28 protein-coding genes are annotated in these 18,980 nt (G+C 67.6%); 10 read left to right on the forward strand and 18 right to left on the reverse strand.

From position 1 onward, the window contains the following. Positions 1–24: 24 nt before the first annotated feature. From JOF56_RS57315 to JOF56_RS57395, 17 genes are all read right to left on the reverse strand, one after another. Positions 25–576 carry a zinc finger domain-containing protein gene (locus JOF56_RS57315; RefSeq protein ID WP_209647875.1) on the reverse strand — a complete coding sequence of 184 codons (552 nt, stop codon included), beginning with the start codon at positions 574–576 and terminating at the stop codon, positions 25–27. Continuing rightward, positions 573–1,496 (reverse strand): hypothetical protein, encoded by a 924-nt coding sequence (locus JOF56_RS57320; RefSeq protein WP_209647876.1) that lies wholly within the window; start codon positions 1,494–1,496, stop codon positions 573–575. The genes JOF56_RS57315 and JOF56_RS57320 overlap by 4 nt, the downstream gene beginning before the upstream one ends. Next, positions 1,493–2,347, reverse strand: a complete 855-nt coding sequence (locus JOF56_RS60630; protein ID WP_307855761.1) for a DNA cytosine methyltransferase — start codon at positions 2,345–2,347, stop codon at positions 1,493–1,495. Before JOF56_RS60630 ends, JOF56_RS57320 begins: the two co-directional genes overlap by 4 nt. Beyond that, positions 2,344–3,138, reverse strand: coding sequence for a hypothetical protein (locus JOF56_RS57330; RefSeq protein WP_209647877.1), 795 nt, complete (start codon positions 3,136–3,138; stop codon positions 2,344–2,346). The genes JOF56_RS60630 and JOF56_RS57330 overlap by 4 nt, the downstream gene beginning before the upstream one ends. Further along, the gene (locus tag JOF56_RS57335) at positions 3,135–3,617 is read right to left on the reverse strand and encodes a hypothetical protein (protein WP_209647878.1); all 483 of its coding nucleotides are present in this window, start codon (positions 3,615–3,617) and stop codon (positions 3,135–3,137) included. The genes JOF56_RS57330 and JOF56_RS57335 overlap by 4 nt, the downstream gene beginning before the upstream one ends. Positions 3,618–3,676: 59 nt before the next feature. Further along, positions 3,677–3,940 carry a hypothetical protein gene (locus JOF56_RS57340; RefSeq protein WP_209647879.1) on the reverse strand — a complete coding sequence of 88 codons (264 nt, stop codon included), beginning with the start codon at positions 3,938–3,940 and terminating at the stop codon, positions 3,677–3,679. Beyond that, entirely contained in the window at positions 3,933–4,322 is a 390-nt protein-coding gene (locus JOF56_RS57345; RefSeq protein WP_209647880.1) for a hypothetical protein, read from the reverse strand. Before JOF56_RS57345 ends, JOF56_RS57340 begins: the two co-directional genes overlap by 8 nt. Beyond that, positions 4,315–4,686 (reverse strand): hypothetical protein, encoded by a 372-nt coding sequence (locus tag JOF56_RS57350; RefSeq protein WP_209647881.1) that lies wholly within the window; start codon positions 4,684–4,686, stop codon positions 4,315–4,317. The genes JOF56_RS57345 and JOF56_RS57350 overlap by 8 nt, the downstream gene beginning before the upstream one ends. Continuing rightward, on the reverse strand, positions 4,679–4,894 hold the full coding sequence (locus JOF56_RS57355; RefSeq protein WP_209647882.1) for a hypothetical protein: 216 nt from the start codon (positions 4,892–4,894) through the stop codon (positions 4,679–4,681). Before JOF56_RS57355 ends, JOF56_RS57350 begins: the two co-directional genes overlap by 8 nt. Then, on the reverse strand, positions 4,887–5,447 hold the full coding sequence (locus tag JOF56_RS57360; RefSeq protein WP_209647883.1) for a hypothetical protein: 561 nt from the start codon (positions 5,445–5,447) through the stop codon (positions 4,887–4,889). Before JOF56_RS57360 ends, JOF56_RS57355 begins: the two co-directional genes overlap by 8 nt. Next, positions 5,447–5,692 (reverse strand): hypothetical protein, encoded by a 246-nt coding sequence (locus JOF56_RS57365; RefSeq protein WP_209647884.1) that lies wholly within the window; start codon positions 5,690–5,692, stop codon positions 5,447–5,449. The genes JOF56_RS57360 and JOF56_RS57365 overlap by 1 nt, the downstream gene beginning before the upstream one ends. Before the next feature lie 184 nt (positions 5,693–5,876). Further along, complete coding sequence (locus tag JOF56_RS57370; protein WP_209647885.1) at positions 5,877–6,866, reverse strand: CRISPR-associated protein Cas4; 990 nt, start codon at positions 6,864–6,866, stop codon at positions 5,877–5,879. Continuing rightward, positions 6,866–7,066, reverse strand: coding sequence for a hypothetical protein (locus tag JOF56_RS57375; RefSeq protein WP_209647886.1), 201 nt, complete (start codon positions 7,064–7,066; stop codon positions 6,866–6,868). Before JOF56_RS57375 ends, JOF56_RS57370 begins: the two co-directional genes overlap by 1 nt. Then, positions 7,063–7,878 (reverse strand): recombinase family protein, encoded by an 816-nt coding sequence (locus JOF56_RS57380; protein WP_209647887.1) that lies wholly within the window; start codon positions 7,876–7,878, stop codon positions 7,063–7,065. The genes JOF56_RS57375 and JOF56_RS57380 overlap by 4 nt, the downstream gene beginning before the upstream one ends. Next, a complete protein-coding gene (locus JOF56_RS57385) occupies positions 7,875–8,018 on the reverse strand; it encodes a hypothetical protein (protein WP_209647888.1) in 144 nt (47 codons plus the stop codon). Before JOF56_RS57385 ends, JOF56_RS57380 begins: the two co-directional genes overlap by 4 nt. Beyond that, positions 8,018–8,323, reverse strand: a complete 306-nt coding sequence (locus JOF56_RS57390; protein ID WP_209647889.1) for a hypothetical protein — start codon at positions 8,321–8,323, stop codon at positions 8,018–8,020. The genes JOF56_RS57385 and JOF56_RS57390 overlap by 1 nt, the downstream gene beginning before the upstream one ends. A 77-nt stretch (positions 8,324–8,400) precedes the next feature. After that, positions 8,401–8,634 carry a transcriptional regulator gene (locus tag JOF56_RS57395; protein WP_209649125.1) on the reverse strand — a complete coding sequence of 78 codons (234 nt, stop codon included), beginning with the start codon at positions 8,632–8,634 and terminating at the stop codon, positions 8,401–8,403. 235 nt (positions 8,635–8,869) lie between these two features. Here JOF56_RS57395 and JOF56_RS57400 point away from each other — a divergent pair, with 235 nt between their 5' ends. The 4 genes from JOF56_RS57400 to JOF56_RS57415 all read left to right on the forward strand — a co-directional run bounded on the left by JOF56_RS57400 (position 8,870) and on the right by JOF56_RS57415 (position 11,968). Further along, entirely contained in the window at positions 8,870–9,283 is a 414-nt protein-coding gene (locus tag JOF56_RS57400; RefSeq protein WP_209647890.1) for an XRE family transcriptional regulator, read from the forward strand. Between the two features lie 130 nt (positions 9,284–9,413). Further along, a complete protein-coding gene (locus JOF56_RS57405; RefSeq protein ID WP_209647891.1) occupies positions 9,414–9,728 on the forward strand; it encodes a hypothetical protein in 315 nt (104 codons plus the stop codon). A 502-nt stretch (positions 9,729–10,230) separates the two neighbouring features. Continuing rightward, a complete protein-coding gene (locus tag JOF56_RS57410; protein ID WP_209647892.1) occupies positions 10,231–10,458 on the forward strand; it encodes an ESX secretion-associated protein EspG in 228 nt (75 codons plus the stop codon). A gap of 106 nt (positions 10,459–10,564) precedes the next feature. Further along, positions 10,565–11,968 carry an MDR family MFS transporter gene (locus JOF56_RS57415; protein ID WP_209647893.1) on the forward strand — a complete coding sequence of 468 codons (1,404 nt, stop codon included), beginning with the start codon at positions 10,565–10,567 and terminating at the stop codon, positions 11,966–11,968. Here JOF56_RS57415 and JOF56_RS57420 read toward each other — a convergent pair. After that, positions 11,965–12,588 carry a nicotinamide mononucleotide transporter family protein gene (locus JOF56_RS57420; RefSeq protein ID WP_209647894.1) on the reverse strand — a complete coding sequence of 208 codons (624 nt, stop codon included), beginning with the start codon at positions 12,586–12,588 and terminating at the stop codon, positions 11,965–11,967. The genes JOF56_RS57415 and JOF56_RS57420 overlap by 4 nt on opposite strands. A 366-nt stretch (positions 12,589–12,954) precedes the next feature. Between JOF56_RS57420 and JOF56_RS57425 the strand changes: the two genes are divergently transcribed. From JOF56_RS57425 to JOF56_RS57450, 6 genes are all read left to right on the forward strand, one after another. Next, a complete protein-coding gene (locus JOF56_RS57425) occupies positions 12,955–14,163 on the forward strand; it encodes a PucR family transcriptional regulator (RefSeq protein WP_209647895.1) in 1,209 nt (402 codons plus the stop codon). Between the two features lie 169 nt (positions 14,164–14,332). Then, positions 14,333–15,253 carry an ACP S-malonyltransferase gene (locus JOF56_RS57430; RefSeq protein ID WP_209647896.1) on the forward strand — a complete coding sequence of 307 codons (921 nt, stop codon included), beginning with the start codon at positions 14,333–14,335 and terminating at the stop codon, positions 15,251–15,253. Beyond that, positions 15,250–16,227, forward strand: coding sequence for a beta-ketoacyl-ACP synthase III (locus JOF56_RS57435; RefSeq protein ID WP_209647897.1), 978 nt, complete (start codon positions 15,250–15,252; stop codon positions 16,225–16,227). The genes JOF56_RS57430 and JOF56_RS57435 overlap by 4 nt, the downstream gene beginning before the upstream one ends. A 58-nt stretch (positions 16,228–16,285) precedes the next feature. Further along, positions 16,286–16,528, forward strand: coding sequence for an acyl carrier protein (locus JOF56_RS57440; RefSeq protein WP_209647898.1), 243 nt, complete (start codon positions 16,286–16,288; stop codon positions 16,526–16,528). An 88-nt stretch (positions 16,529–16,616) separates the two neighbouring features. After that, on the forward strand, positions 16,617–17,846 hold the full coding sequence (locus tag JOF56_RS57445; RefSeq protein ID WP_209647899.1) for a beta-ketoacyl-[acyl-carrier-protein] synthase family protein: 1,230 nt from the start codon (positions 16,617–16,619) through the stop codon (positions 17,844–17,846). Between the two features lie 89 nt (positions 17,847–17,935). After that, positions 17,936–18,979, forward strand: coding sequence for a BMP family lipoprotein (locus JOF56_RS57450; RefSeq protein WP_209647900.1), 1,044 nt, complete (start codon positions 17,936–17,938; stop codon positions 18,977–18,979). The last annotated feature ends 1 nt before the right edge of the window (position 18,980 follow it).

Here is an 18,980-nt window from a genome sequence, read left to right on the forward strand (position 1 = left end):
ATGTTGCGTTCGCGCACGCAACAACTAGTTCGCGAGAGAAACACTCGGCTTCGCCGCGGCCGCCTCCCGGGCCTCGTGCGCCCGACCACGTGACAACGGCACACCCCGCGGCCCCACGCACGGGCTCCCGACGCTCGCCTTGCACGGCGGCCACGTGCACGCCACCGACTGCACCAAACGACGACGAGCCGTCTCACCCTCGGCGATGTCAGCCGCGGTCGCCGGGTCCTCCCCTGCCGTGATCGCTTTCCGTTCAGCCAAGGCAGCGAGCACCCGGTCCACACCCGCGTGAATCTCGTCCGGCAACGCAACCGGCTTCCCGCGCTTGGCCGGCGGATACCGCTTCCGATCGCGGTACCACTGCACGATGTCCGCAGGCATGATCGAATCCCGCGTTTCCCGGTACCGAGCGGACCGGTAGTACTCCCCCAGCGCTTCCTCAGCCGCGGCCATCGGCACGTCCTCCAGCGACCTCGACCACAACCGGAGCACGAACCCGCCGTCGTCCGGCTCGACAAACCGCGAGTCCAGCACCTTTGCCATGACCAGCAGCTGAGCCGCTTCCTCGATCGTCACGCCGACACACCGCCTTCCAGCAACTTCCGGGACTGCTCGGCCGCAAGCTCGGCCTTGACCATCTCGACCTGGTCCAGGAACCCGAGCGCCTTGTCGACCCGCTTCGACCCGGTCGAGGCCCCGTGAGGCGCGCGCGACGGCGAGGAACGTACGCGTTCCGAACGCTCGGGTACGCCGTTCGCGGTCTTCACGAGGTCGGCGACGAGGCTGGGGAGGATGCGGGGGCCGATGCCGGTTCGGGTCTTCCAGGCTTCGAGGGCCTGGGCGACGAGTTCGGGCTCGTACTGGCCAAGGAGGGTCGAGGTCTCGCGGGCGAGGGCGGTTCGGGTTTCGGCTGGGAAGTTTGGGCCGATGGTTCGGTCGACGAGTCGGAGGGCGTCTGCGGAGCGGGGGCCGGTGATGCCGGGGCCGGTGGGTGTTTCGCCATGCTCGCGTTCGTGCGCGTGCGTAGCGGTAGTTGTGCCTTGGGCTGGTAGGTGAGCTTCTATAGGTTCGGGTTCGGGGTTCGTTTTTGCTTCGTGGTTTGCTTCCGGTTTTGCTGAAGCATTTGCTTCGGTTTTGCTTCGCCTGGTTTGGCCTGACTTGATGCCTCCCCGGCGTCCGGCCTCTTGCCGTACCTTGCGTTTAGCCTGGGCTTTCTCGGCGGATGGCTGGTAGATGTGCCAGTCGTGGAAGCGGTAGCCGGTCTCGCCTTCGACGGTGTCTTGGTGCCACAGTCCAACGGCGACGAGACGGGCGGCCATGCGCTCGCGAGGGTCGTACCGTTGCGCGACTTCTGCCGGCACGAAGCCGTCGGTTTCTTTGTCGGCGGCCCATGATCCGCAGAGTGTCCACACGCCGATGGCGGCGGCGCGGTCTTTGCCGAGTCGACGCACCTTGGGGTGGTCGTAGAAGCGGTCGTCGACCTTGAACCACGTCATGCTGCTGCGCTGCTTTCGTTGTTGATCAGTGGCCGGAGGATGGCCGCGGCGAGGAGCGGGGGGACTGCGTCGCCGACTTGTTGCTGTTGGCTGGTGCTGCCGCCGTGCCACGGGTAGTTGGGGCGGAAGCTTTGGAGTTGGGCGGCTTCGTCGATGCTGAGGGGACGTGTGGTGCCGTCGGGCCATGCCCATTTGTTGCGGCCGCATTTGCCGGTCATGGTGAACGCGGGCATGTGCATGGGTCGTCGGCCGCGGCGTTGGGCGTCGCCGCCGGTTCCGTAGTTGGAGACGAGTTCGGCGCCGTCCCAGCCGAGTGCGTGGGCCATGCTGGCGGGGCCGCCCAGGGTCGGGGTTGGTGGGCCGACTGTGCGGCCCCGGTGGGCGACGAGGATTGCTCGTTTGCGGGTCGAGGGGACGCCGTAGTCTTCGGCGTTCAGTACGCCGGTCCACACGTCGTAGCCGGCGCGTTGGAGCACTTCGGCATCTGCCGCGAAACGTGCCCGGACGGGCTTGTTTGGGGTGCATTCCCATGCGGTCCACAGTGGGCGGAGCATGAGGCACCAGCGGAGTGGCTCACGGAGGAGGTGACCGGTTTCACCGGCATACCCGGCGAGCGTGCCGGTTGACGACCAGTCTTTGCAGGGCGGCGAGAGGATTGCGCCCTCGACCCGGCCGACGAGCGGTTCGAGCGGGAACGTGGCGACGTCGGCAACCACCCGCGCGTGCCCGGCTGCCATCGCGGTGCGGCAGGCGTCGAGGCTGATGTCGACGCCAAGCATTTTGCCTTGGTAGCCGGCGATTCTGGCACCCTCGCACCACCCTCCAGGGCCAGCGAATCCGCCGATGATCACGCGGCCTCCAGGAGGAGTTTGTGGACGGTTTGCCGGTCGGCCCGGAGTGCGCGGGCGATGGCCATGACGCCGGCGCCTTGTTTGGCCATGCGGCGGGCGATTGCGGGGCGTTCGTCGAGGGTTGGGGTGGGGTCGTCGATGCGGCCTTCGGGTTCTGCTTCCCACCACATGGGGACAGGCCAGTTTTTGCGCTGTGCGAGGTTGCGGGATTTGGTGGCCGCGATCCGGTCATATAGGTCGGTTTCGTCGGGTGGCATGTCCCACAGTCGTTCGTACAGGGCTCTGCAGGCTCGGTCGGTGGTGACGAGGATGTCGTTGTCGTCGGCGACGATTCGGGCGAGGTTGGTTGGGAGCATGTCGAGGTGTGCGGCGAGTTTGGTGATGGACCAGCCGATTGCGACGAGGGCTTGGATTCGTCGGCGGGCGGGGCGGCTGGGGATGCGGGCGCCGTCGGCGAGTTCGAGTTTGACGGCGAGGATTTTTTCGGCGGTGGTGATGTATAGGCGTTCGCTGGGGCCGCGGCCTTGGGATGGGATGCCGTAGAGGAGTTTGGAGAGGGGGCCGTCGCCGGTGCCGGCGGCTTCTGCGATGGTGCGGAGGCCCATGCCGGCGGCGCGGAGTTTGTTGACGTGGTCGCGGGCTGGTTGGGCGTCGACGGTGCGGGGGCGGCCGTAGGCGTGTTGGCGGCGGAGCCAGTTGTTGTAGGTGGTGGCTGCGGTGCGGCAGGTGGTGCAGCGGCAGCCGTCGAGGCTGTACCGCTGTCGGCCGTGTGGACGTTCGGTGGTGGTCATGCGGCACCTGCTTCTCTGCGCATGCGGGCGCGTTCGGTGCTGGCCCAGCGGCGGACGTCGTGGCGTTCGGCTTCGAGGTGTTCGGCGATGTCGGGTTCGGACCATCCGCGGGTGATGAGTTCCCGGACAACTTGGCGGACTTCGTCGTCGGCGAGGGCGTGAGCGGGTAGCCGGCCGGAGAGTCCCATTTCGACAGCGAGGGCGTTGATGTCCTCGATTGGCATGGGCGGGCTGTCGGTGGGGATGAGCCTCTCCGCCCAGCCGAGTAGGTCGGTGCGGCTGGTTTTGGGCGGGACCATTGCGGCGAGGGTGGTCATGGCCGCGACGATTGGGCTGATGCCGTCTGGTGTTGGGATGGTGAAGAAAGACGCGATGGCGCTGCGGATGTCGTCGGGGCCTTCGTCGTGGACGGCGGCGACGAGGCGCATGGCGAGGTGGCTTAGGTCGTCGGCGTACTGCTCGGGTGTGGGGGTTCGCATGGGTGTGCTCCGGGAGTGTTTGGGCCGCGCCCGTTGGTGGTTGGGCGCGGCCCGGTGGTTCAGGGGTGTGGGGCACGTGGTGATGGTGGGTCCGCGGTGCCACTTCGGCGCTTGAGTCGGCGGGTCGGCATCGGTTTGCCGTACTCGGTGTGGCAGCGTTCGCAGATCTTCAGCACGAGGGGCGCCGGTCCGTCGTTGACTTCGCTGCCGGGGAACGCGACGTGTCGGGCGTACGCCTCGCCGACCGCGACTGTGAGGCGACAGCGGTATCCCTGGCAGGTGAACGCTTTCCGTGCCGTAGCGGTGTGCGCGGTCTCAGCCACGGCGGGTCTCCTCGGGTTTGGCTTGTCCTTTGCGGTAGCGGTCGCCCGCTGCGCGCAGTGCCTCGCGGATCGCGAACTGTTGCTCGGAGGGCAGGTGTGCGATTTCCGGGAGTCGGCCGGCGCAGGTGAGGTCGAACAGCATGGCCGCTGTGCGGTGTCCGAACCGTTCGGCGTGGTCGGCTGCCTGTCGGAGCGCTTCGGCGTAGTTGCGGGCTTCAGTGGGGGTGTAGTCGACGCCGTTGATTTCGACTACGCCGCGGCGGGCGTCTGCGTCGATGTCGACCCAGCCGGAATATGGGTCGTCGTCTTGGCGTTCGCTGGCGACGGTGAACATCCATCGCGCGTGCCAGTCTTCTTGCCAGATGGGGGTTAGGTCAGCCATGGCGGGCCTCCGGGACGGTCGCGGTGTCGTCGCGTCGGCCGCGCCACCATCGGTTGCGGGACGCGCGCCTGGTGCGTTGTCGGGATGCGATGCCGGGCAACGGTTCCTCGACGAGTTTGTGCTGTTGTGCCCACACGCCCATCACGGACGAGACGAGGTTGCGGTCGTACAGCGCGCCTTCGAGTTCGTGCTCGATGAGCTTGTGGACGTCGTCGGCGGTGAACGGGCGCCCGTTCTTGGCGCAGATGGCGACGGCGAGCTCGACGATGTCGCGGTGTTGCCGGTGGCCGGTGGTTCCGGCGGCGAGGTTGACGGCCTGGCCGGCGTGCCGGTCGGCGAGCGCCAGGGTGAGCTGATCAGCCACGGATGGCCTCCTCGAACTCGGGCAGCAGACCGGCCTCGACGAGTCGGTGTGCGGCGTCCTGCATGTCGTCTGGCAGTGGTTCGCCCGTGCCGTCGACCCATTCGTCCGACGGGCGCACGTAGCCGAGCTCCTCGGCGATCACGAGCAGCGACACGGCGGCGGTCGCCGGGTCGGCCTCGGTCACGGTGAATCCCGGGATCTCAATCACGGCTGACCTCCAGGTCCAAACTGGCCGGTGGGTCGAACCCCACGGGCTTACCTGCCTTGTGGTTCTCGTTCCACTCCCACAGCCATTCGTGGACGCTGCCGCCGTCGTCCCAGGCTTCGGCGAGGTACTCGGCGACCTGGGCGGCGTGCGTGGGTGCGAGCCGTTCCAGTTCGGCCATGAGCGCCACGATCGTGAACCCGTTGATGATGTGGTTGGTGCGGTGCCGGAATTCCTCGTCCTTGGCGTCGAACACTCGGTCGCAGTGCTTCTTGCTGAACGCCAAGAAGTCCCGGATGATCGCGCCGGGCGTGGCCGGGACGTCGCCGATCGGTTCGCGCTGTGGCGGGTCGAGCAGGTCGGCCCGGTGCGCCAACTCGGCCGCGGCCTCTCGCATTTGCTGCGGGTCGAGCAGGGTTCCGGGGCCGTCGCTCGGCGCCGCGATCCAGACGACTATGCCCTTGTCGTTGGCTCGGGTGGGTTCCATGACGAAGCTGTTGTCCCCGTCGGTGTTCTTCCACGTCCGGCCGTCGTACTGCTTCGGCTTGGTGCTCATCAGTTGGTCGCCCTCGCTTCCGGCGCGGTGTCCCAGCCGATCGCGTATCCCCAGTCGGTGGTCCGGCTGCTGTCGCCGCACATTTTGTGGACGAGCGGGGAAGCGGTCGCGGCGGCCAACGCCAGCGTCGCGTGCACCTGTGCCAATCCGACCAACTCGGCGACGTCAGACGAGTTGTTCTTCTTTGCCTGCTCGGCGGTGTCGGCCCAATACTCGGCGCGCTGGTAGTGCTCGGGTCCTGTCATGATGCGATCCTTTGTGGACGTAAGGGTTTTGACGTGAGGTGCCAGCGCTCGCAGAGGTGGCACTGGTAGTAGCGGCACTCAAGGCGGCGCCCGCCGGGCCGGGGCGTGGACCAGATAGCCGAGAGCGCCGCGTCGGCGGCGGCCTCGGTCCGGAACACGCGCTTACCCGACGGGCACCCGCCGCTCATGGCGCCTCGATGTCCGGGCGCGGCACGAACTTCAGCGTGGTCTTCGTGCTCGGCTTCGTCGGCGCCTTCGAACCGGCCTTGATGTAGTCCTGCCGGACCGTGTCGCCATCGATCAGCCAAGACGTCGACTCCAGCCACAACAGGCCGCCGTGCTCGAAACCGACGTCGACAACCTCGTCCTGATCAGCCGGGCGGATGGCGTCGAGCGCGCCCTTGGCTTCTTTCTCCCGCTTTTCGGCGGCGCGTTTGTCTTCCCTGGCTTGCCACAGTTTTTCGGCCCATTCGCGGCCGTTGGGGTCTTCCAGGTACAGCACCGATCGCGGGTCCCGGCCGGGAGTGGCGCCCTCCCAACAGATCCGCTGGAACGGGCAGTGGCCGCAGAACGCGGAGTCCGGGGCGTAGTCGCGGTTCAGCATCTCCGGCTCGACGCCGCGCACGGATTCGAGCCACGCCAAAGCGTCCCGGACGTGCTGCATCTTGAATGTCCCGGTCCACCGGTACAACTCACCGGTGTCGCGCGCGATGTAGTCGATCACGATCCGCTTGACCTTGATCCCCTTCTGCAGCAATGCCGCGCAGTACCCGCACGTCTGCCACAGATGAGACCTATCCGGCCCGTGCAACTTGATGTGCTCAAGCCACCGGGACGTGGTCGTTTTGACGTCGATCAAGTCGCCGGTGTCTGCCTCGTACCGGTCGAGGTGCCCGGGGATGCCCGCGAACACGACGGGGTACTCGACCAGGTCGTCCGGCCCGGCGGTCTCGGCGAGCCGCTGTTGTACCGCGTCGTGAATCGCGGTCCCCATGACGGCCTGCAGGCTCCCGCCGGGATTGGACGGCTCGGTACCGGCGAGCCGGTATCCGGCGCGGCGTTTGCAGCCGCCCACTTCGGACCAGCCGAGTTCCCGTTGCCGGGAGCGGGGCCGCGAACGGTCCCACTCCAGCAACAGGTCCGCAGTGGTGCGCTCTGCCTCCGTGGTGGTCATCAGAACGGGCACCGTTCCCGGCTTTCGCGAACCATCTTCGTGGCCTGCTGCGCCGCCCGGCTCGCGCAGATCTGCGCAATCTCGGCGACCTCAGCGACGTCTGGCCATGCCTGAGACTGCGGGACGGTCACCGTCACGTCGGCGCGCAGACCGTCGGGTGTCGTGATCGTGGACTCGAACGTCCACTCGGGCGCGCTCACAGTCGGTCCCGCTGAGACTCGGACGCGGCAGGCTGCTCGAACAGCGCGCCGTCCTGCTCGTCGACGAGGTCCGCGTCGACCGGCTCCCCCAGGTCTGGCGCGGCCCCGTGCCGGTTCAACTGGTCGAGCTCGGCGAGCATCGCGGCCTCGTCCTGCGCCAGCGCAATGTTGTCCTCGCGCACCTGCTCGGCGAGCACCTCGTCCCGATCGGCGCGCTGCTGGTCGGTCCGCTCGGCGACCACGGTCGCGAGCGTTGGCCGCTCCGGTTCGAGCTCGCCCGGCTCGGCGTCGGTGAAGCCGAGCGCGATTTCCGGGCACAGGAAGGTGCACGCGCGGCCGGTCGCGCGCCACATCAGCATGCGCTCCGGGTGGTTCTGCCAGATGTCCTTTTTGGTCAGACCTGCGCGCTTGGCCTGCTCGATGGTGTAGGTCTCGGTGTGCGACTCTCCTGTGTCGCCGCGGGTGACCTTGACGGTGGCGTGCTGGGCGTCGTTCTCCAGGACGGTGATCCGGTGCCCGGCCTTGCGGGCGAGCGCAAGCCACGTTTGCCCTGCGAGGGAGGGTCGGCCGTTGACGACGTAGACGCCCTGCATGGCCTGCATCGGGGCGAGTCCGAGTTCCTGCCCGTACATCAGGATCACGAGCACGTCGGACGGCTTGCCGCGCAAGTCCTTCGGGATAAGGCTGGAAACGGCTAGGTTCTTCGCCAGCCGGAACGCGGTGTCAAAGTCGGACTGTCGGCCGCCGAGCGCAATCGGAGCGCGGCGCGGCTGCTGCTCGGTCGTCGCAACCTCGGTGTTGGTCGTGCTCATTTCTTCTTTCCGTCCTTCGGCTTGGGTGCGTTGTCTTTGAGCAGCTGGTCGAGTTCCTGCTCGGTCTTCGCCCGTTCGCTCTCCTGCTTGCCGACGACCAGATCGGTGGCCTTTTCGGTGAGCCATTTCCCGAGTCCCATCAGGCGGCCACCTCGACCCGGATCGGCTTGCGCGAGCGCGGGTCCTGCTCGGCGACCGCGCGCAAGATCACGTCCGCAGCGCAGTTCTCGGGGCAGATCTCCTTGAGCCGGATCGGCTCGATGTCGTCGATGTCCTCGGTCGGTTCGCCGTAGACCCGCACGGTGGCGAGGGCTCCGGCCTCGCCGCACCACTCGCACTGCTGCGGTTCGCCGTAGTCGTGGTCCGGCACGATCTCGACACCCCGGAACGGCTGAGCGAGCAGGGTTTCCAACGTCCATACAGACGTGGCGTAGGCTGTCGTCATCGATCGGATTCCGATCTGATCGTCTCCCTGAAAGCCCCGTCGGCCGGCCAGCTGCGCGGGGCTTTCGCTTGTCGTGGTCACTGCTCGGCCTCGCCGAGCACCTCGAACAGGTCCTCGAACTTCTGCCGCGGCAGGGCGGCGAGTGCTCCGGCGATGAACGCGCCGCCGGGCCGGATCTCGTCGGCGAGTACGCGGACGACGGTGGACCGGGCCACTCCCATTGCCTTGGCGAGCGCGTAGTCGGAGCTGTAGCCCGCTTCGGTGCGCGCGACGGCGAACCCGGTTTTGCGGACCTTGATCTCTTGCGGCATCTCCACCTCGCGTTTCGTGCGGGGAGCAACGGTTTCGTGCTCGAACGAAACACTACGTGGTGCCGTGCGCGGGCGCAACACTCGGTTCGCGGACGCAACAGACGAGCCGCGTTAGCGTCGGTACTTGTGATTACGCCGAACGGCCTACAGGTGCACAGGTGTTCGTCGCCCACCAGCGGCATTCAGTGCCGTGCGCCTAGCAAACGTTGCGTGCGAGCACGTAGCATCGACGTCTATGGGTGACTCCACGCAATGGTGGAACTACGTCCAGCGCCGACTAGATCAGCTGGACTGGAACACGACTGCCTTCGAACGAGCATCAGGCATCAACCGCAGCCGCCTGGTCGCCTGGCGCAACGGCGCCGCCGTCAGCGTCGAAAACGCGCGAGCCGTCGCAGCAGCTTTCAGCGACCCAATCCTCTCGGTCCTCGTCGCCGCCGGCATCCTCACGCCAGCCGAGGCGGGCCAGCCGGCCGAACCCATCCTGGACGCAGCGTCACTCAGCGCAGAGGAACTCGCAAACGAGGTACGGCGGCGACTGCTGGAGACCCACGCGCCAACGGCCAGTGAGGTAGTTGCTGACAGTCACCGCTACACGTCGCGACGCAAGAGTCCAAAGGCCTCACAAGGTCGCCAGACCGGGCCGTAGAGTCCCAAAAGGACCGCGATCCTGCACCTTCTGACGTGGGAAAACAACTCGAAACCGGAAAATTGCTCCAAATGGGTGTATAGCCTTTATATGAGTAACGCGGCGTAGTGCGCAGACCGACGAATCGGGCATGACCGATCTTCTGGGGGCGCTCATCGCGCTGCAAACCGCGATCGCCGCAGCTGGCACCATCCGGATCTCTCACACCGCGATCGACGACATGGCGTGGGTCGTCGACCACGCCACCGGCACCATCCATCTCGACCCGGACCTGCCCACGGACGAGTGGTACGCCGCACTTCACGAAGGCCTCGACGCCCTCGCAAGTCGAGCAAGGGCGAGTCGAGGCGACCCGTTCGGCATGGAGGCCTTCGGGCCGGTTACGGCGGACGGTGCACGGGTAATCCCGATGCGGCCGAGGCTGAGACTGATTGACGGACCTTGATCGTTTAGCGATCCCCTCATTCGGCTAGTTGCGCTCCCCGCTATCCTGGTAAACGACCAGATAGCGGGCCGCTCACGGCTAGCCTCCCTTACAAGGAGGGGGTCGCAGGTTCGAAACCTGCTACGCCCACGGGCTCGGGTGACGTGTGCTCGCGGAGAGCGCGAGCCGGGTCGCCCGTCCGATGTTGGGGGGCCGAGCCCCCAAGCCCCCCACGTGCGGCCTTCGGCCGCCCCGCTTTTCGCTGTGGCTTCTCACTCACTTGCGCGCTTCGCGCGCCTCGCTCTCCAGCGTGGCTCTTCACTCACTTGCGCACTTCGTGCGCTTTGGGTTCCAGCGTGGTTGGGCGCTTTTGGGTGAGGGCTTCTGTTCTTTTGCGGTCACGCTTTTGGATGGTTGTGCGGGGTTTTTGTGGTGATCATTGGGGGGTTTCCTGTGAGGCGAGGGATTGTTGTCGCCTGTTTTGCTGGACTGCCTGTCATGAGCATGGTCGGATGCGGCGGTGATGCGCGCCGACCGTGACGCCTTGCACCAGCTCTACGCTGCGGTCCGCGGCAGGTCCGGGAGCCGGCGGCGCAGCCTCCCACTGTCCGCGATCGACCTCACCGACCGAGGACGGGTCCTCACGTTCCTCACCATGAATCCCAGTACCGGCCAGAAGCAGATCAACCTCGTGCCCGGCACGCGAGCGAACCTGGCCTCGGTCCTGAAGGCCACCTGCGACGGTCTTTGACGTGCCGTTCCCGTTGATCTGTCCTGTCTGTTGTCGCCTGTTTCACAGGGTTGCGGAGTGCACTCCAGGGGGATGATGGGAGGACCTATGACTTCCTGGGGGTGGCATGACGGAGACGGCCCAGCGTGCTGTCGGGCTGCGGTCCGAACGGGGGCCGGTGCTCGGCTCGATCATGCTGTCGACGGCGCTGGTGGCGCTGGACAGCACGATCATCGCCACCGCGGTGCCGTCGATCGTCGGGGATCTGGGTGGTTTCACGCAGTTCCCGTGGCTTTTCTCCATTTATCTGCTGACCCAGGCGGTCACCGTCCCGCTGTACGGCAAGTTCGCGGATCTGTTCGGGCGCAAACCGGTCGTGCTGTTCGGGATCGGGGTTTTCCTGCTCGGATCCGTGCTCTGCGGAGTCGCGTGGAGCATGCCGGTGCTCATCGTCGCGCGTGCCGTTCAGGGAATCGGAGCCGGTGCCGTCCAGCCGATCAGCATGACAATGCTGGGTGATCTGTACACATTGGAGGAACGGGCCCGCGTGCAGGGCTACGTGACCAGTGTGTGGGCCGCCGCCTCATTGGTCGGGCCCGCGCTGGGTGGCGTGTTCTCCGACTACATCTCCTGGCGATGGATCTTCTTCGTGAACATCCCGTTCGGCGCGCTGGCGGTCTGGATGCTGGTCCGCGGCTTCCACGAGAAGATCGAGCGGCGGAAACACAGAATCGACTACACCGGATCCGCCCTGTTGACCGTCGGATGTGCCCTGGTGCTGCTCGGGCTGCTCGAGGGCGGCATCGCGTGGGCGTGGGACTCGGTGCCGAGTGTGCTGATCTTCGCGGTCGGGATCGCGGTGCTGGTGGCGTTCGTGTTCGTCGAGCGCCGCGCCGCCGAACCGGTACTGCCGATGTGGGTCTTCAGCAACCGGACGCTGATCGGCGGCAACCTCATGGCGTTGATCGTCGGCGCCATGCTGATGGGCCTGACCTCCTACCTGCCGACCTTTGTCGAAAGCGTGATCGGCACCGGCGCCCTGGTCGCCGGCTTCGCCCTCGCCGCGATGACGATCGGCTGGCCCATCTCGGCCACCCTCGCCGGCCGCGTCTACATGCGGATAGGCATGCGGGACACCGCCCTGATCGGCTCGGTCTTCGTCATCGCGGGCGCGGTCCTGGTCGCGCTGCTGGGCCGCGAAGCCCAGGTCTGGCAGGCGGCTGGGGCCGCGTTCGTGGTGGGCGTCGGCCTGGGCCTCTCCGCCAGCCCCACCCTCGTCGCCGTCCAGACGACCGTCGACTGGCAACGCCGGGGCGTGGCGACCGCGACCAACATGTTCGCCCGCTCAATCGGCAGCGCGATAGGCGTCGCGATCTTCGGCGCCATCGTCAACGGCACGCTCGCCGGCCGGACCCCCGACAAGGACACCCTGTACACCGGCATCCACAACGTCTTCCTCACGCTGATCGTCGTTGCGGTACTCAGCGTCGGCGCGTTGCTCCTGATGCCACGCCGGCCCCACAGCAGCTAGGTCGAGACGGCGGCCTTGGCGCGTTTGGCGTCGCGGGTCCAGGACAACCAGCCCCAGATCACCAGACCTGCGAAGATTGTGTAGATCAGGGCGCTGAACCAGAGGTTCGAGGCGATCTGCAAGGGCACACCCACCGCGTCGACGGCCAGCCAGACCAGCCAGAACTCGACAAGGCCCCGGCCCTGCAGGGCGAAGGCGACGACCGTTCCGACGAAGATTGCGGCGTCAGGCCAAGGTGCCCAAGAGGCATCGAGGGCGTCCAGCAGCAAGGCCGTGGCAACCGTCCCCAGAGCAAGAGCCGCCACGATCACCAGGAGCTCGCGGGGCGTCGAACGGCGGACCACGACGCCGAAGACGGGATCGCGGTGGCGGGTCCAGGCCCACCAGCCGTAGATGCTGATCAGCAGGATGATGACCTGGCGTGCGGCCAGGCCGCCCAGGTGTGCCGAGATGTAGACGCTGAAGAGCATCACGGTCGCGGCCACTTGGACCGGCCACGTCCAGAGAGTGCGGTACTTGGCCAGGAACACCACGGCCAACGCACAGATCTGGCCGATCAGTTCGGCGTAGGACGTCCACTGCCCCAGCAGGGTGACACCGTGATCCAGAAAGAACCGCACCCGAGCCTCCTCACCCCATTGCCTCTCAGCAACAGTGCTACCGCGCCGGGGTGTTCCGCGCCAGAGTGTGAGCTGCCTCTCCACCCCGGCGCCGATCGTCCCTTGTGGACACCTCGGTCCCACGATCGGGGGACACCGCTGGCGCGGTGATCAAGATCAGTCCATAGTGGATCTACCGGTGGGGACCGGGGAGAAGGCCCTCTGGAGTGCAGCGCACCACTACACTCCAGAGGGCCTAGTACTTCGGCGCTTCGCACCTTCGCCGAACTTCCGTTCCGGACTCTTCGGGGGCAGCGCCCCCAAACCCCACTGGACTCCAGAGGGCCTAGTACTTTTCCCAGTATCGGCCCGTGCGAAGCTGGGCGGATGAGAGCAGGAGCCGTTTCCGCCAGGACGCTCGCCGAGCTGGAGCGGGCGTCGGGCAAGCTGGCCTCCGCCACCCTGGCCGCGATGGACTCGCAGTTCGCCTGGTTCAGCCGGATGCCCGCGGACCAACGGGCCAGCGTCCTGCTGATCGCGCAGTCCGGCGTCGCGGGGTTCACCGCATGGCTCAAGGACGAGAACGAAGCCCTGCGGCTGACCACCGACGCGTTCCGCGCCGCGCCGCGTGACCTGTCCCGGTGGATCAGCCTCCGGCAGACCGTCGAACTGGTGCGGGTCGCGTTGCAGGTGTTCGAAGGGCAAGTCCCTGACCTGGCCGCGGACGCGACCGAGCGCGCGATCCTCAGTGAGGCGGTTCTGCGGTACGGCCGGGAAGTCGCGTTCGCCTCCGCCATGTCGTACGCCTCCGCCGCGGAGGCGCGGGGCGCTTGGGACGCGCGGCTGGAAGCTCTCGTCGTGGACGGCATCGTGCGTGGCGACGCCGAAGAAGCGCTGCTCTCACGTGCCGCGGCGCTTGGGTGGGATCCGGCAGCCGAGGCGACTGTGCTCGTGGGCAACAGGCCGTCGGATGACCCACCGACGGTCGTTTACGAAGTCCGTAGCCGTGCGGCGCGTGCCGGTCGCGCGGTCCTGCTGAGCGTGCAAGGCACCCGTCTTGTCGTCGTGCTCGCGGGGCCGACGGACGACCTGACTGGTGAAGAACGCCGTGGCCGCACGTCGAGCAAGGCTGTGCTGGACCGGATCACGGCAGCGTTCGGGGACGGTCCTGTCGTCGCGGGGCCGACCGTGGCAAGCCTTGCCGAGGCACACCGCAGTGCTGCCGATGCGCTGTCCGGCCTGCGTGCGGTGGTCGGCTGGCCGGCCGCGCCCCGGCCGGTAAGATCAACCGACCTGCTCCCCGAGCGGGCGCTCGCCGGTGATCCGGAGGCCGAATGGCAGCTGGTGGACCGGGTCGCGCGGCCGTTGGAGGACGCAGGCGGCTCGTTGCTCGAGACCGTGGACACGTATCTCGAGGTCGGCGGGGTCCTGGAGACGTGTGCCCGGCAGCTGTTCGTGCACCCGAACACAGTGCGCTACCGGCTGCGCCGGGTCGCGGAACTGACCGGCCGCAACGCCAACGACCCGAGGGACTCGCTCGTGCTGCGGGTAGCCCTCGCGGTGGGGCGCCTGGCCAGGGCGAGGGGCCTGTGGTGACCGAGATAACGCCCGGCGCGCATCGGTGACGACCGTTCACGTCCACAACGTTTTCGCGTTTCAGCCGGTCATCTGTGGGTACAGGTTGTAGACACGCTACAAAATAGCGGGTCGTACTTGGTAACTGGCAGCATCCCGATACTCGGTGGTCAGAGTGTTCAGTTGTCGTGTGATCGCGATACTCGCCCCCGGCCAGGGCTCCCAGACGCCAGGAATGCTGTCCCCGTGGCTTGAGCTGGACGGCGCCGAAGAGCGTCTCGCCGGCTGGTCCGAGCGCGCCGGCCTGGACCTCAAACGCCTGGGCACCACGGCGACGGCGGACGAGATCGTCGACACGTCGATCACGCAGCCACTGGTCGTCGCGGCCGCGCTGCTGGCGCAGGCCGAGCTGGAGAAACGGTTCACGCTCGGCGCGGACACCATCGTCGCCGGTCACTCGGTGGGCGAGCTGGCCGCGGCCGCCGTCGCCGGTGTGCTCACCGCGGATGACGCGGTCGGCCTGGCCGCCGTGCGTGGCCGTGAAATGGCCGCCGCGTGCGCGCTGCACCCGACGGGTATGACCGCCATCCTGGGCGGCGACCGTCAGACGGTGGTCGACAAGCTGGCGGAGTACGGCGTCGACCCCGCCAACCAGAACGGCGCAGGCCAGATCGTGGCCGCCGGTGACCTGGCCTCGCTGGAGAAGCTGGTCGCCGATCTGCCGGCCAGCGTGAAGTCCCGTACTTTGAAGGTGGCGGGCGCCTTCCACACGAAGTACATGGAGCCGGCTCAGGACGCGCTGCGCGCGTACGCCGAGACCGTCGCCACGGCGGACCCAGCCAAGACGTTGCTGTCCAATGCCGACGGCGGCGAAGTGACCACCGGCGCGGAGACCCTGACCAGGCTGGTCAGCCAGGTCACACGCCCTGTCCGGTGGGACGCGTGCATGGCTACGCTCGGCGAGCGCGGGGTCGCCGCGGTCGTCGAACTGCCGCCCGCGGGCGCGCTCGTCGGCCTGATCAAGCGTGAGCTGCCCGCCGTGGCGCGGGTGCGGCTCAAGACACCAGAGGACTTGGACTCCATCGCGGAGTTCGTGGAGGGCACCCAGTGAGCAGTACGCTCAACATCTCGACCGGCCCGGCCGGCAGCCGCATCGTCGGCGTCGGCAGCTTCCGGCCGGAGCACATCGTCACCAATGACGACCTGTCACAGCGGATGGACACCAGCGACGAGTGGATCCGCACGCGGGTCGGCATCATCGAGCGCCGCTACGCCGGTCCGGATGAGTCCCTTGTGGACATGGCGGTCACCGCAGGCACCCGCGCGATCCAGGACGCCGGCCTGCAACCGTCCGATTTGGACACCGTGATCGTGGCCAACTGCACGATGCCCTCCCCCATCCCGAACGCCGCCGCCCAGGTCGCCGACCGGATCGGCGTGAAGGCCGCAGGCGCGTTCGACCTCAACGCCGCGTGCGCGGGGTTCTGCTACAGCCTGGCCACCGCCTCGGACCTGATCCGGTCCGGCTCCGCCGGCCGGGTGCTGGTGATCGGCGCGGAGAAGCTGACCGACTGGGTGGACCCGACCGACCGGGCGAACGCGATCATCTTCGCCGACGGCGCGGGTGCGGCCGTGGTCGGGCCGTCCGACGAGCCGGGCATCGGCCCGGTCGCGTGGGGCAGCGCGGGCGACATGGTCGACATGATCTACAACCGGGACAACCGGTACATCTACCAGGAAGGCCAGACGGTCTACCGCTGGGCCACCGGCCAGATCGCGCCGATCGCGATGCGCGCGCTGGAGCTGGCGGGCCTGCAGCCGTCCGACGTGGACGCACTGATTCCGCACCAGGCCAACTTGCGCATCGTCGAGGCGATCGCCAAGAAGCTACGGGCGGCGGGCGCCAAGGAGAAGATGGAGGTGGCCGACGACATCACCTACACCGGCAACACCTCCTCGGCGTCGATCCCGATCGCGCTGGACCACATGCGCAAGGCCGGCCGGGTGAACACGGGCGACGTGCTGCTGATGGTCGGCTTCGGCGCCGGCCTGTCGTACGCCGGCCAGGTAGTGATCAGCCCCTGACTCCCGGGCGGGCATACTGCCCGCCGGTGGATTTACCGCAACAGAAAGGGAAATTTCGATGGCGAACGAAGAAGTCCTGGACGGCCTGGCCGACATCGTCGAAGAGGTCGCCGGCGTGGCCAAGGACGACGTCACCGTCGACAAGTCCTTCGTGGACGACCTGGACATCGACTCCTTGTCCATGGTGGAGATCGCAGTGCAGGCCGAGGACAAGTTCGGCGTGAAGATCCCGGACGACGAGCTGGCGAACCTCAAGACCGTCGGCGACGCCGTCGACTACATCACCAAGAACACCGTGTGAAACGAGCCGGCGTCCCCGCCTTGCGCGAACCTCGCCGAGGCGGCCGCCGGCCCGCGAAGCTTCCAACCGTGCAGGGGCGGAGATTCAATTGAGCAACGACATCGTCATCACCGGGCTGGGCGCCACCACACCGCTCGGCGGAGACGTCGTGTCCACGTGGGACGCACTGCTCGCCGGCAAGAGTGGCGTGTCCACACTCGACGTCGGGTGGGTCACGGACTTCGGCCTGCCCACCAGGATCGCCGCCACCCTCGCGGTCGAGCCGACCGAGGTGCTGCCGCGAGTCGAGGCCCGCAGGCTGGACCGCTGCGAACAGGTCGCGGTGATCGCGTCCCGGCAGGCCTGGGCGGACGCCGGGCTGACCGGGGACTCGGTCGATCCCGACCGGCTCGCGGTGATCATCGGTACCGGCATCGGCGGCGCGTCCACCCTGCTCAATCAGGACGACCTGCTGGAAGGTCCTGGTCTGCGCAAGGTCTCGCCGCTGACCGTGCCGATGCTGATGCCCAACGGGCCGGCGGCGCACGTCGGCATCGAGCTGAAGGCCCGCGCCGGTGTGCACGCCCCGGTGTCGGCCTGCGCGTCCGGTGCCGAGGCGATCGCCTGGGCGTACCGGATGCTCAAGACGGGTGAGGCGGACGTGATCGTCGCCGGTGGCGCGGAGGCCGCGATCGCCGGGATCACGATGGCGGGTTTCTGCCAGGCCCGCACCATGAGCACCCGCAACGACGAGCCCGAGAAGGCCTCCCGCCCGTTCGACGTCCAGCGCGACGGCTTCGTGCTCGGCGAGGGCGCGGGGATCATGGTGCTCGAGCGCGAGGACCATGCCAAAGCCCGCGGCGCGAAGATCTACGGCAAGCTGGCCGGCGTCGGCACCAGCTCCGACGGCTACCACATCACCGCGCCGGACCCCGAGGGCGCGGGCCAGGCCAGGGCGATCACCGCCGCGCTGCGGACCGGCCAGATCGACCCGGCCGACGTCGGGCACGTCAACTGCCACGCGACGTCCACCCCGGTCGGTGACGTGACCGAGACCCTCGCGATCCGCAAGTCGATCGGCGACCACCCGGTGCTCACCGCACCGAAGGGCTCCTTCGGCCACCTGCTCGGCGCGGCCGGCGCGGTCGAGGCGATCGTGACCGTACTGTCCATTCGCGACAGTGTGGTACCTGCGACGTTGAACCTGGAAGACGTCGACCCGGGAATCCTGCACGACGTGGTCGCAGGCGAGCCCCGCAAGATCGACCTGAAGGCCGCGGTCAACGACTCGTTCGGCTTCGGCGGGCACAACGTCGCGCTGGCCTTCACCTCCGTCTGACCCCGGGATTCACCCGCCCGCCCTTGTTCGCCGACAGCCGGACAAGGGCGGGATTCGGTAGTGCCTGGCCCGGTGTAAGTTCCCCGTCTATGCGAACCCGTCTGGTCTCGTTAAGTCTCCTGTCCGTGGTCGCGCTGGTAGCGGCGTGTGGGTCCGAGACGCCCGCGGCGCCGCCCAAGAAAGCCGCTCTGGTGATCGCCCAGGGTGGTCTCGGCGACGAGTCGTACAACGACCTCGCCATGGCCGGCTTCAACACGGCAAAGCGTGAGAAGGGCGTCGAGGGCGGCCCGATCGAGTCCACCGACGTGGTCGGGCAGGGCGAGCAGCTGCTGCGCCGCGCCGCCACCTCGGACTACGGGCTGGTGATCGACCTCGAGTTCTCCCACGGCGAGATCCTGCCGACGGTCGCCTCGGCCTACCCGAACGTCAACTTCGCGTTCCTGAACAACAAGATCAACGGCCCGAACATCGCCTCGGTGCTGTTCGCCGAGCACGACAGCTCGTATCTGGCCGGCGCGCTCGCCGCGCAGATGACCACCCAGACCGGCAACCCGAAGATCAACCCGGACAAGAAGATCGGCGTGATCGGCGGTACCAAGTCGGTGGGCATCGACAAGTTCCTGTCCGGCTACATCGAGGGTGCCAAGGCCGTGGACCCGGCCATCGAGGTGCTCACCGTCTACAGCAACTCGTTCGGTGACCCGACCAAGGGCGCGCAGCTGGCCGACACCATGTTCCAGCAGGGCGCCGACATCGTCTACGCCGTTGCCGGTGGCACGGGGGCGGGCGTGATCGAGGCGGCCAAGAAGGCCAACCACTACGCCATCGGCGTGGACGACAACCAGGACAAGCTGGCGCCCGGGTTCGTGCTGACCAGCGTGCTCAAGCGCACCGACCTCGCCGTGCGCCAGGTGGTCGAAATGTTCGCGGACAACAAGTTCCCCGGCGGTCAGACGATCAACCTCGGTCTCAAGGAGGGCGGCGTGGGCCTCACGGACTTCGAGTTCACCCGCAACGAGATCCCCGCGCCGGTCCGGGCCAAGGTCGACGAGCTGAAGAACAAGATCATCTCCGGCCAGCTGAAGGTCTGGAACGTCATCGACCAGGGCTACCCCGCCTGGCTGCAAGGCTGAG

It is taken from the genome of Kibdelosporangium banguiense, assembly GCF_017876405.1.
Taxonomy (GTDB): Bacteria; Actinomycetota; Actinomycetes; order Mycobacteriales; family Pseudonocardiaceae; genus Kibdelosporangium; species Kibdelosporangium banguiense.